Below are 11,435 nucleotides of genomic sequence, written 5' to 3'. Positions count from 1 at the left end.
GGGCCGGGGTGGGGGCACGACGGCGCTCAATGTCTTCGCGTCATCGGGATGCGGGGTCCGCCCCCATCCCAACCTTCCCCCAAAGGGGGAAGGAGGAAGACAGATCAGCGCGGCTTTTCGGGCGCCGCCTCGGCCTCGGTCACAAACCCGATGCGGCTCAGGCCCGCCTTGTTCGCAATGCCCATGAGCGCCACGACCTTGCCGTAGGGCACGGTCTGGTCGGCGCGCAACTGCACCTCGGTGTCCTTGCTGTCGGCGGCGGCCTTCTGCAGCCGGGTGGCCAGCTCTTCATCGGTGACTGCCTGGTCGTTGAAGAAGACCTTGCCCGATGAATCGACCGACACGCTCACGAACTTGGGCGTGTCGTTGGGCTGGCCGGCATTGGTCTGCGGCAGGTCGAGCTTGATCGAGCTTGCCATCAGCGGCGCGGTGATGATGAAGATCACCAGCAGCACCAGCATCACGTCGACCAGCGGCGTGACGTTGATGTCGGACAGCGGCCGTTGTCCGCCGGCGCCTGTCGCGCGCCCGCCGCCAGCGGCACTGCTGCCGAGCGAGGTGCGACCGAAGGCCATGGTGTGCCGAGCCCCGTTCGATCAGGCCGAAACCGGCATCGGCCTTGCGGGCGGCGGCGCGGCAGGTGCCGGCGCGCTTCCGAAGCTGCCGAGCAGGTCGTGCGCAAAGCCCTCGAGCTCGGCCTCGACGCGGCCGATGACCCTGCCGAACACGTTGTAGGCCAGCACGGCCGGAATGGCCACGGCGAGGCCGAAAGCCGTCATTACCAGCGCCTCGCCCACGGGGCCCGCGACCTTGTCGATGGTGAAGCCGCCCGATTGGCCCGCAATGCCCGAGAGCGCGCCGTAGATGCCCCACACCGTGCCGAGCAGGCCGACGAACGGGGCGGTGGCGCCCACCGTGGCCAGCAGGATCTGGCCGGACTGGAGGCGGCGCAGCGCACCGTGCAGTGCTTCGCGCAGGGCCCGCGTGAGGCGCTGATTGCGGTCGCCGGTGGCACCGAGGGTTGCGCTGTTCACTTCGGCGGCGGCATTCTTGATGGCGCTCACCGCCGGCAGCACCAGCGTGGCGCGGTCGAAGGCCTTGAGCCGCTGTTCCGCATCGGCCAGCGTGGCCGATTGCCAGAACGCCGCAATGCTGCGCAGCACGTCGCGCGTGCCGCCGCGCAGCAACCAGGCTTTCCAGAGAATCACGACCCAGCTCGAGATCGACATCGCGAGCAGCAGCGCGGCCACCGAGCGGCTGACGCCGTCGCCCTGGGTCAGCAGTTCGAGCACGCTCATCGGTTTTTCAGCGGAGACCCAGTACGTCGAACATGTCGAAGAGGCCCGACTTCTGGCCGGCCAGAAAGCGCACGGCGCGCAGCGCGCCCTGTGCGTAGGTCACGCGGCTGGCGGACTTGTGGGTGATTTCGATGCGCTCGCCGGTGCCGGCGAACAGCACGGTGTGGTCACCCACGATGTCGCCGCCGCGGATGGCGGAGAAGCCGATGGTGGAGGGGTCGCGCTCGCCGGTGATGCCTTCGCGTGCGTAGACGGCGCATTCCTTCAGGTCGCGGCCCAGCGCCTCGGCGATGACTTCGCCCATCTTGAGCGCGGTGCCCGACGGCGCATCGACCTTGTGGCGGTGGTGCGCCTCGATGATCTCGATGTCGTAGCCGGTCGACATGGCCTTGGCCGCCATTTCGAGCAGCTTGAAGGTGACGTTGACACCCACGCTCATGTTGGGCGAGACCATGATCGCGATGTCCTTCGAGATCTCGGCGATTTCGGCCTTTTGCGCATCGCTGAAGCCGGTGGTGCCGATCACGGCCTGCACGCCGAGTTCACGGCAGATGGCCAGGTGCGCAAGGGTGCCTTCAGGGCGCGTGAAGTCGATGAGCACCTGGGCATCCTGCAGACCGGTGCGCAGGTCGGAGACGATCGGCACGCCGCTCGTGAAGCCGAGGAAAGCGGCCGCATCGGCGCCGATGGCGTCGCTGCCCGCCATGTCGAGCGCGCCGGCAAGGCGGCAATCCTGCGCCTCGCGCACCGCCTCGACCAGCATGCGGCCCATGCGGCCCGAGGCTCCTGCAATCGCAACGCGCCGGAGGGCGGGCGTGGAAGACTCGGAGATGGAAGAAGAAATGGATTCAGTCACGCAGGTTCAGCCTTTGAAATGGGGCATGGAGACCGGCACGCGCCCGCCTGACTCGGCGGGTGCGCCCGCCCTCGCTGGTTGGCGCGTGCTCAGCGCGCCGCTTCGAGCGGGGGATACGCCGCCGGCAGCGGCGGCAGGTTGGGGGCAGCAGCGGTGGCCTCGGCCTTCTTGCTGCTGTCTTCCTTGGGAGCGAATTTCTTCAGCTCTTCTTCCGTGGCTTCGAGCGGCGGAACCTTGCCGCTCTTCTTGCGGGTGTCGAGCGTGGCGACGAATTCTTCTTCGCTCGGCATGGGGTCGCCCTCGAAGCGGTCGAGCAGCTCGCCCTTGAAGAAGACCGTGAGACGGCGTTCCTGCGGGTCGACGCCCTGGCGCTTGATGGTGAAGACGTAGTCCCAGCGGTCCTTGTGGAAGACGTCGGTCAGGAGGGAAGTACCGAGGATTTCACGCACTTGCTGGCGCGACATGCCGGGCTTGAGCGCCTCGACCTGTTCCTTGGACACGAAATTGCCCTGGACCACTTCGACCTTGTAGGGCGTGATGGCCGCAAGCGCACCCCGCGTGCGATCGCTGAAACCGCTGCAGGCGCTGAGGCAGAACGTCGCTGCGACGGCCGCGGCCAGCAGCCAGGGACGGCGTTGGAGAATGGCAGGCATGGGAGAAAAGAGGGTAGCGATATGATCGGCCATTGTAGCGGCTGGCCCCTCGGGGGCCTTGCCGCAGACCGGGGCAGGAACCATCATGGCCAATATCGACGAACTCAAGAATACCGGCCTCAAGGCCACATTGCCACGCCTGAAGATCCTGGAGATCTTCCAGACCGGCAGCCAGCGCCACATGACGGCCGAAGACGTGTTTCGCGTGCTTTTGAACGAGCACTCCGACATCGGCCTGGCCACCGTCTACCGCGTGCTGACGCAGTTCGAACAGGCCGGCATCCTCGAGCGCAGCCACTTCGAAAGCGGCAAGGCGGTGTACGAGCTCAACGAGGGCACGCACCACGACCACCTGATCTGCACGTCATGCGGCAAGGTGGAGGAGTTCTACGACGCCGAGATCGAGCGCCGCCAGCAGATGATTGCCAAGGACAAGGGCTGGATCCTGCAGGACCACGCCATGTCGCTGTACGGCCTCTGCGCCGATTGCGCCAGCAAGCGTTAGCCCCCGGCTTTTCACTTCGCTTCGCTGCGTGTAACTCCACCCCCCGAGGGGGAGGCGCGGACCGCCTTGGGGCGGCCCGGCGGCGGCCGCATCGCTCGGTCAGTCCCCGTCGCGGCCGCTTTCCATGGCCTTGTGGTGGCGCGCCACGAAGTCGGCATAGGTGTCGATGCCGCGCAGCTGCAGGATCGAATTGCGCACCGCAGCCTCCACCAGCACGGCGATGTTCCGCCCGGCCACCACTTGGATGATGACCTTGCGCACCGGAATGCCCAGCACGTCCTGCGTGAGCGGCGCGGAAGGCATGCGCTCGTAGTCGCGCTCGAAGCTGTCGCGCCGCACCAGGTGCACGATGAGCTTGAGCCGCATCTTCCGGCGCACGGCCGTCTCGCCGAAGATCGCGCGGATGTCCAGCAGGCCGATGCCGCGCACTTCCAGCAGGTTCAGCAGCAGGTCGGGGCAGCGCCCCTCGATGGTGTTCTGGTTGATGCGGTAAAGATCGACCGCGTCGTCGGCGACCAGGCCGTTGCCGCGCGAAATCAGCTCCAGCCCGAGCTCGCTTTTGCCGAGTCCCGATTCGCCGGTGATCATCACACCCATGCCCAGGATGTCCATGAACACGCCGTGCATCGAGGTGCGCTCGGCGAAATGCTTGGACAGGTACGCCCGCAGCAGGTCGATCACGAAAGCCGACGACTCGCGGGTGGCAAACAGCGGCAACTGCGCGCGCTCGCAAATCGATAGCAACTCGTCCGGCGCGGCCTGGCCGTCGGCCAATACCAGCATCGGCGGCTCCAGCGTGACGATGCGGGCAATGCGCCGGGCGCAGTCTTCCTGGCTGCCGCGCGTCAGGTAGGCCACCTCGCGGGCCCCCAGGATCTGCACGCGGTACGGGTGGATGTAGTTGAGATAACCGACCAGGTCGGCCGCCGACTGCGCGCGGCTGATGACTTCGGGGTCGAATTGGCGTTCGGAGGCGCCGAGCCCTGCGAGCCACTCCCAGCGGAGCGAGCCGCGGAATTCCTCGAACATGGCATCGGCGCTGATGACGGTCGGCTTCATGCGTGCGGGAGATGGCGCTCAGCGCCTAGTGTTGGAGCAGGCCAGAATAACCCGGAACCGGCACTGCGGGGCCGCTGCTGCGGCCTCTGAAGGGTGCGGAGAGCACCTCTACGCGACTTGCGTGGACTGCCAGCCGGCAATGAGCCCGTGCAGCGCGGCGGCGTCGGTGCTCGACTTGATCTGCTCGCGCAGGCCGGCGTCGCTCAGCAGCTCGGCAATTTCGGAGAGGATTTCAAGGTGCTTCTGGGTGGCCGCCTCGGGCACCAGCAAAAAGATGAGCAGGCCGACGGGCTGCTCGTCCGGCGCGTCGAACCCGATCGGATTTGCCAGCTGGAAAACGGCGGCCATGGGTGCCTTGAGGCCCTTGATCCGGCCATGCGGAATGGCGACCCCGTGGCCGAGCCCGGTGGAGCCCAGGCGCTCGCGCGCAAACAGGCTGTCGGTGATCAGGGCACGGCCCAGGCCGTGAAGGCTCTCGAACAACAAGCCTGCTTCTTCGAAAGCACGCTTCTTGCTCGTAGCGTCAACGCTCACGAGGACTTGAGCGGGCGGCAGGATGGACGCGAGGCGATTCATGGTGGGTGCGGGGCGGGGGCGATTATGCACCTGCTTGGTAAAAACCCCCAGTCCGGTTACTTACTTTTTATCTACATGTTGCCCAGAGGCCCGTGGATCAAGGGCCGAAAAGACGTAATAAAAAGCAAAAGCCGCCCGAAGGCGGCTTGGCGCAGGCCGGCCGCAGCCGGAGCCCTGCCTTACATCACGCGCTTGGGCGCCGCGTGATGGTGGTCTTGCAGGCGGTCCTTGTGGCGCACCACTTGCCGGTCGAGCTTGTCGACCAGCTCATCGACCGCGGCGTAGAGATCAGCGTGGCTCGATTCCGCGAACATGTCATTGCCCTTGACGTGAATGTTGCATTCCGCCTTTTGCCGGCGTTCCTTTTCCTTCTGCTTTTCCACCGTAAGGATCACCTTGACATCGACCACCTGGTCGAAATGCCGAGTGATCCGGTCCAGCTTGCTCGTGACGTAAGTGCGCAAGGCAGGTGTGACGTCGAGGTGATGACCGCTGATCGTCAAATTCATGAAAGACCTCCTGGAATTGACGGTTGGGGAAATGACCAGCACTCCGGAATGAAGCGTGGCCGGCGACATACAGATGAAATGGGTGCGGGGGAGAGAAAGAGAAGAAGAGAAAGAGGAGAAGGTCGATTCACTATGCCCAAGCTGTCACGGTATTGCAATACCTGAGTTGCCCGGGGGTCGCGCTGGCTCCTCGCCCGGTTACAGGCGAAATCTGACCTTGTCTTCAGTTCCAGGCGGCGCGCATGCGGTTGCGCAGGTCGATCACCGCGGCTGGCGGCGGCACGGCGGGCGGCCGCTCCGGCGGGGGCGGCCAGGTCTGCTGCTCGAAGCCCGCAAGGTCGCGCTCGGAAATGAAACGCGTGCGGTTGGCATAGAGATGCCGGTCGCCGCGCACGGCCTGCTGCGTGACGTAGAAGCGCTGCGGCACCAGCAAATGCAGGTGGTCGCGCGCGCGGGTCATCGCCACATAGAGCAGGCGCCGCTCCTCTTCGAGCTCGTGCGCGCTCTGCGCCACGTCGGCCGGCAGGCAACCGTCGACCACGTTGAGCACATGCACCGAATTCCACTCCTGTCCCTTGGCCGAATGGATGGTCGAGAGGATCAGGTAGTCCTCGTCGAGCAACGGCGGCCCCGGGCGGTCGCTGGTGGCTTCGGGCGGATCGAGCGTGAGCTCGGTCAGGAAGCGCTCGCGCGAGCCGTAGCCCGCCGCAAGCCGCGCAAGCTGCTCGATATCGCCGCGCCGCACGCCCGAGGTGTCGTCATACAGCCGCTCCAGGTGCGGCAAGTACCAGCGAACCGCCAGGTCCACATCGGCGGGCCATGGCAGCGAGGGCGTACGCAGCGCGGCATACGCCTCCGCGAACACCGCCCACTCGGCGCGCGCCGCGGCCGGCGGCACGAAGTCGCGCACGGCCGCGGCCGGGTCGGCCGCTTGGTCCATGGCGTCGAGCAGCCGTGCGCCGGTGGCGGGGCCGATGCCCGGAATGAGCTGCGTCACGCGAAACCCCGCCATGCGCCCGCGGGGGTTTTCGGCGAAGCGCAGCACCGCGAGCAAGTCTTTGACGTGCGAGGCCTCGAGGAACTTGAGACCGCCGTATTTCACGAACGGAATGTTGCGGCGCGCCAATTCGAGCTCGAGCGGCGCGCTGTGCGTGGAGGTGCGAAAAAGCACCGCTTGCGACTTGAGCGCGAGGCCGCCTTCGCGGTGCTCCAGCACCTTGTCGGCCACCCACACGGCTTGCTGTGCCTCGTCGGGCACCAGCACCAGTTGCGGCCGGCCCGCGGACGGCTTGTCGGTCCAGAGCGTCTTGGCATGCCGTTCGGCGGCTTGCGCGATGACCCGGTTCGAGACGTCGAGGATCGGCTGCGTCGAGCGGTAGTTGCGCTCCAGCGTGACGACGCGCGCAGCCTGCGAAAACTGTGAGGGAAAGTCGAGAATGTTACGGACCGTTGCGCCCCGAAAAGAGTAGATCGACTGCGCATCGTCGCCCACCACCGTCACGCCGCGTCCGTCGGGTTTGAGCGCAAGAAGGATCGCGGCCTGGAGCAGGTTGGTGTCCTGGTATTCATCGACCAGTACGTGGTCGAAGCGCGCGCCGATCAGGTCGGCCAGCGCAGGCTCCGCCACCATTCCGGCCCAGTAGAGCAACAGGTCGTCGTAGTCGAGCACGTTCTGCTGCTGCTTGGCTTCCACGTAGGCGCCGAACAGGCGCTTGAGCTCGGCTTCCCACTCGGCGCACCAGGGAAAGGCTTCGGACAGCACCTGGGCCAGCGGCGCCCGCGTGTTGACGCAACGCGAGTAGATCGAAAGACACGTGCCCTTGCGCGGAAAGCGGTTCACGCTGGTCGACAGGCCGAGCTCGTGGCGCACCAGGCCCATCAGGTCTTCGGCGTCGCCCCGGTCGTGAATGGTGAAGTTGTCGTTCAAGCCGATGTGGGCGGCGTATTCGCGCAGCAAGCGCGCGCCGATGCCGTGGAAAGTGCCGGCCCACGGCAGCGCCGGCGGCTTTTCGGACTTGAGCCCGAGCACGCGCGCCAGCACCTGGCCCGCGCGGCGCTCCATCTCTTGTGCGGCGCGGCGCGAAAAGGTCAGGAGCAGCAGGCGCTGCGGATCGACGCCGCCGGCGATCAGGTGCGCCACACGGTGTGCCAGCGTGCTGGTCTTGCCGGAACCCGCACCGGCAATGACCAGCAGCGGACGCTCGTCGCGGCCGACCAGGGTGCCCACGCCATGCTCGACCGCGGCGCGCTGCTCGTCGTTGAGCGCGCCGAGCGCGGCGGCAAGGCGGTCGGCCTGCGTGGCACCGGCGGCGGAAAAAACGGGGAGCGCAGCGGTCTGCATGGCCGTGACTTTACTGTATGTCCATCCAGATCGGCGACGCTGCCGTCATATGGCCGATGACATAATCGCGCCTCGCTGCAACTGGAGACCGCATCATGGAAACCGCTCCGTCTCGGCAGCTTTCAACTCCCCTCTGACGCCTGCTTGCCGGGCCTGGGATTTGAAAGCGCCCCTCCCTCGCCCCATCGCCTCAGTCATTTCACGGGAGTGAGCCCATGCTCAATATATTTACGCTCGCCAACGGTCGCCTCGTTCAGGAAGAGATCGAGTCTCTGGAGGAGCTTTCCAAGTTCCAGCCGATCTGGGTCGACCTCGAATCGCCCACGCTCGAGGAAAAGCGCTGGATCAAGCAGTACTACGGCCTCTCGATCCCCGAAGACGCGATGGACGAGGACATCGAGGAATCGGCGCGCTTCTATGAAGAAGACAACGGCGAGCTGCACATCCGCTCCGACTTTCTGATCGACGACGACGAAGACCCGCGCTCGGTGCGCGTTGCGTTCATCCTGAACCAGCACAACACCGAGCTTCGCAGCCGCGGCGTGCTGTTCTCGATTCACGACGAAGACGTGCCGGTGTTCCGCCTGCTGCGCATGCGTGCGCGCCGCGCGCCGGGGCTGATCGAAGACGCGAAGGAAGTGCTGCTCAAGCTGTTCGACGCCGACGCCGAATACTCGGCCGACACGCTCGAGAACATCTACGACGAGCTGGAGATTGCCGGCAAGAAGGTGCTCGAAGGCAACGTGAGCGACGAACTGGCCGGCGAGGTGCTGGGCGCCATTGCGCGGCAGGAAGACTTGAACGGCCGCATCCGCCGCAACGTGATGGACACGCGCCGCGCGGTGAGCTTCATGATGCGCAGCCGCATGCTCAATGCCGAGCAGTTCGAGGAGGCGCGGCAGATCCTGCGCGACATCGAGTCGCTGGACAACCACACGGCCTTCCTGTTCGACAAGATCAACTTCCTGATGGATGCGACCGTCGGCTTCATCAACATCAACCAGAACAAGACCATCAAGATCTTCTCGGTGGCCAGCGTGGCGCTGCTGCCGCCCACGCTGATCGCGAGCATCTACGGCATGAACTTCAAGTTCATGCCCGAGCTCGACTGGTCGCTGGGCTATCCGTATGCGCTGGCGCTGATGGCGGCAAGCGCGCTGGTGCCCATGTGGTACTTCCGCCGGCGCGGCTGGCTCAAGTAGCAGCAGAGGTTTCGCCCGAAAGCGGCAGCGCGGCCAACCACGCGCCGACCAGCGCAAGGCTGTAGCGGCTCGCCACTTCGACAACGAAGCGTGCGAAGTCGCCATGCGCCGCGTCGTCGGCGCGATCGGAGATGGTGCGCATGGCCGCGAACGGCACGCCGTAGTCGTGGCACACCTGCGCCATCGCGGCGCCTTCCATTTCCACCGCCAGTGCATCGGGAAGATCCCTTCGCAATGCTTCGCTTTCGGCCGTGGTCGATACGAAGCGGTCACCGCTCACCAGCAAGCCGCGATGCACCCTGGGCGCTTCAATGCCGAACTCGTCGAGCGCCTGCTGGCCGATCAATGCAGCCGGATCGCTCAGCACCTGCGTTGCCACGACAGAAAGCGCATCGGCAATGGCCGCATCGGCCGTGAAGCGCGCCATGCCCATGAGCGGCACTTCGTACTTCGGAAAGATCGGCGAGGCATCGAGGTCGTGCTGCAGCAGTTCCGACGCGACCACCACGTCGCCCACGTTCACGCCGGGCGCAAGCCCGCCGGCAACGCCCGTGAACACGATGGCCCGCACGCCGAAGCGTTCGAGCAGCACCGTGGCCGTGATCGCCGCGGCCACCTTGCCGATGCGCGACAGCACCGCAACCACCGGCTGGCCGTGCAAATGGCCGATCCAGAAGTCGCGCCCCGCCGCGCGCACGCGCTGCTCGTCGGGCATCTGCGCAAGGAGCGCGCTCAGCTCCTCATGCATGGCTGCGACGATGGCAACGGGTGCGCTCATCGGCTACTTGATGTCCACGCCGTAGAAGGTGTGGCGGCCAAACGGGCTGAGCTTGAAGTCGACCACTTCCTTGCGCACCGGCTTCAGCTGCACCGCATGCGCAATGGTGAACCATGGTGCCTGCTCCTTGAAGATGACTTGCGCCTTCTTGTAGAGCGCATCGCGGTCGGCCTGCTTGGTTGCGGTCTTGGCCTTCAGCACGAGGTCTTCGTACGGCTGGTAGCAGAACTTGGAGATGTTGCTGCCGCTCGCCGATTGCGCCGAGGCGCAACCCAGCAGCGTGTAGAGGAAGTTGTCCGGGTCGCCGTTGTCGCCGGTCCAGCCCAGCATGCCCATCTGGTGCTCGCCGGCCTGCAGGCGCTTGCGGTACTCGCCCCATTCGAAGCTCTTGATCTCGGCCTTGACGCCGATCTTGGCAAGGTCGGCCTGCATCAGCTCGGCGATGCGCTTCGCATTCGGGTTGTAGGGGCGCTGCACCGGCATGGCCCAGAGGTCGGTGCTGAAGCCATCGGCCAGGCCGGCTTGCGCCAGCAGTTTCTTGGCGGCTTCAGGGTCATACCCGTCGTCCTTGGTCGCGTCGTTGTAGGACCACATGGTCGGCGGAATCGGGTTCTTCGCGGCCACGCCCGTCGACAGGTACACGCCGTCGATGATGGCCTTCTTGTTGATGGCCATGTTGATGGCCTTGCGCACGCGCACATCGTCGAAGGGCTTCTTCGTGGTGTTGTACGACAGGTAGCCCACGTTGAGGCCCGGCTGCTCGAGCAACTGCACGTTCGGGTCCTTGCGGATGGCGTCCAGGTCGGCCGGGTTCGGGTAGGGCATCACGTGGCACTCGCCCTTCTGCAGCTTGGCCCAGCGCACCGAGGCATCGGGCGTGATCGCGAACACTAGGTCGTCGATCTTGGCCTTGCCGCCCCAATACTGCGGAAAGGCCTTGAAGCGGATGACCGCATCCTTCTGGTACTGCACCAGGTAGAACGGGCCGGTGCCGATCGGGTCCTGGTCGACCTTCTCGGGCGTGCCCGCCTTCAGCATGGCAATGGCGTATTCCTTCGACTGGATGCCCGCGTACTGCATTGCAAGGTTGGCAAGGAACGGCGCCTCGGCCTTGTTGAGCACGATCTTCACCGTGTACTCGTCGATGCGATCAACCGACTTCAGCAGCTTGGGCATGCCCATGTCGTTGAAGTACGAGTGGTTCTGGCTCGTGACCTTGAAGAACGGGTCGCTCTCCTTCCACTGCCGCTCGAGCATGAAGATGAAGTCGTCGGCGTTGAAGTCGCGCGTCGGCTTGAAGCTCTTGCTGGTGCTGTGCCACTTCACGCCCTTGCGCAGGTGAAAGGTGTACTGCGTGCCGTCGGCAGAGATGTCCCATTTTTCGGCCAGGCCGGGCACGACCCTGGTGCCGCCGCGTTCGAATTCGACGATGGTGTTGTAGACCTGCGTGGTCACGTCGAACGAGGTGCCGGTGGTGTTCACGCCCGGATAGAAGTTCTCGGGGCTGCCCTCCGAACAATAGACGAGCGTCTTGGCGGACACGGCTCCGCCGGCCAGGGTGAGCACGGCGAGTGCCGTCGGCGCGAGCAGCGCGGCGAGCTTTCGCGAATGGCGCGAAACGAATGGCTGGGTCTTCATGGGAACTCCTTCAGGCACGG

Annotated in this window: 12 protein-coding genes; 2 read left to right on the top strand and 10 right to left on the bottom strand. The window is 65.6% G+C overall.

Annotated features, from left to right (window positions below):
• Nucleotides 1-104 precede the first annotated feature (104 nt).
• The 4 genes from M0765_RS10885 to M0765_RS10870 all read right to left on the bottom strand — a co-directional run bounded on the left by M0765_RS10885 (nt 105) and on the right by M0765_RS10870 (nt 2,807).
• A complete protein-coding gene (locus M0765_RS10885; RefSeq protein WP_258503645.1) occupies nt 105-575 on the bottom strand; it encodes an ExbD/TolR family protein in 471 nt (156 codons plus the stop codon).
• A 21-nt stretch (nt 576-596) separates the two neighbouring features.
• On the bottom strand, nt 597-1,298 hold the full coding sequence (locus M0765_RS10880) for a MotA/TolQ/ExbB proton channel family protein (RefSeq protein ID WP_258503644.1): 702 nt from the start codon (nt 1,296-1,298) through the stop codon (nt 597-599).
• A gap of 7 nt (nt 1,299-1,305) precedes the next feature.
• Nucleotides 1,306-2,154, bottom strand: coding sequence for a 4-hydroxy-tetrahydrodipicolinate reductase (dapB, locus tag M0765_RS10875; protein WP_258503643.1), 849 nt, complete (start codon nt 2,152-2,154; stop codon nt 1,306-1,308).
• 89 nt (nt 2,155-2,243) lie between these two features.
• The gene (locus M0765_RS10870) at nt 2,244-2,807 is read right to left on the bottom strand and encodes an outer membrane protein assembly factor BamE (protein ID WP_258503641.1); all 564 of its coding nucleotides are present in this window, start codon (nt 2,805-2,807) and stop codon (nt 2,244-2,246) included.
• Between the two features lie 85 nt (nt 2,808-2,892).
• On the opposite strand from M0765_RS10870, the gene fur reads away from it, so the two are divergent.
• On the top strand, nt 2,893-3,312 hold the full coding sequence (fur, locus tag M0765_RS10865) for a ferric iron uptake transcriptional regulator (protein WP_258503640.1): 420 nt from the start codon (nt 2,893-2,895) through the stop codon (nt 3,310-3,312).
• Between the two features lie 99 nt (nt 3,313-3,411).
• On the opposite strand, the gene hprK is transcribed toward fur, so the two are convergent.
• The 4 genes from hprK to M0765_RS10845 all read right to left on the bottom strand — a co-directional run bounded on the left by hprK (nt 3,412) and on the right by M0765_RS10845 (nt 7,797).
• Complete coding sequence (hprK, locus tag M0765_RS10860) at nt 3,412-4,371, bottom strand: HPr(Ser) kinase/phosphatase (RefSeq protein WP_258503639.1); 960 nt, start codon at nt 4,369-4,371, stop codon at nt 3,412-3,414.
• A gap of 108 nt (nt 4,372-4,479) precedes the next feature.
• Nucleotides 4,480-4,947 (bottom strand): PTS sugar transporter subunit IIA, encoded by a 468-nt coding sequence (locus M0765_RS10855; protein WP_126748816.1) that lies wholly within the window; start codon nt 4,945-4,947, stop codon nt 4,480-4,482.
• A 179-nt stretch (nt 4,948-5,126) separates the two neighbouring features.
• Complete coding sequence (hpf, locus tag M0765_RS10850) at nt 5,127-5,456, bottom strand: ribosome hibernation-promoting factor, HPF/YfiA family (protein ID WP_126748817.1); 330 nt, start codon at nt 5,454-5,456, stop codon at nt 5,127-5,129.
• Nucleotides 5,457-5,679: 223 nt separating this feature from the next.
• Entirely contained in the window at nt 5,680-7,797 is a 2,118-nt protein-coding gene (locus M0765_RS10845) for an ATP-dependent helicase (RefSeq protein WP_258503638.1), read from the bottom strand.
• Nucleotides 7,798-8,012: 215 nt separating this feature from the next.
• Between M0765_RS10845 and corA the strand changes: the two genes are divergently transcribed.
• The gene (gene corA, locus M0765_RS10840; RefSeq protein WP_258503637.1) at nt 8,013-8,999 is read left to right on the top strand and encodes a magnesium/cobalt transporter CorA; all 987 of its coding nucleotides are present in this window, start codon (nt 8,013-8,015) and stop codon (nt 8,997-8,999) included.
• On the opposite strand, the gene M0765_RS10835 is transcribed toward corA, so the two are convergent.
• Both M0765_RS10835 and M0765_RS10830 read right to left on the bottom strand, forming a co-directional pair.
• Nucleotides 8,992-9,777: a 5'-methylthioadenosine/adenosylhomocysteine nucleosidase gene (locus M0765_RS10835; RefSeq protein WP_258503636.1), complete on the bottom strand. Its 786-nt coding sequence runs from the start codon at nt 9,775-9,777 to the stop codon at nt 8,992-8,994. The two genes, corA and M0765_RS10835, sit on opposite strands and share 8 nt — an antisense overlap.
• 3 nt (nt 9,778-9,780) lie before the next feature.
• Entirely contained in the window at nt 9,781-11,415 is a 1,635-nt protein-coding gene (locus M0765_RS10830; RefSeq protein WP_258503635.1) for an ABC transporter substrate-binding protein, read from the bottom strand.
• Nucleotides 11,416-11,435 lie beyond the last annotated feature (20 nt).

This window comes from Variovorax sp. S12S4 (genome assembly GCF_023195515.1).
GTDB lineage: Bacteria > Pseudomonadota > Gammaproteobacteria > Burkholderiales > Burkholderiaceae_C > Variovorax.
The sequence above is the reverse complement of the archived record's forward strand: the minus strand, read 5'-3'. Positions and strand labels throughout refer to the sequence as shown.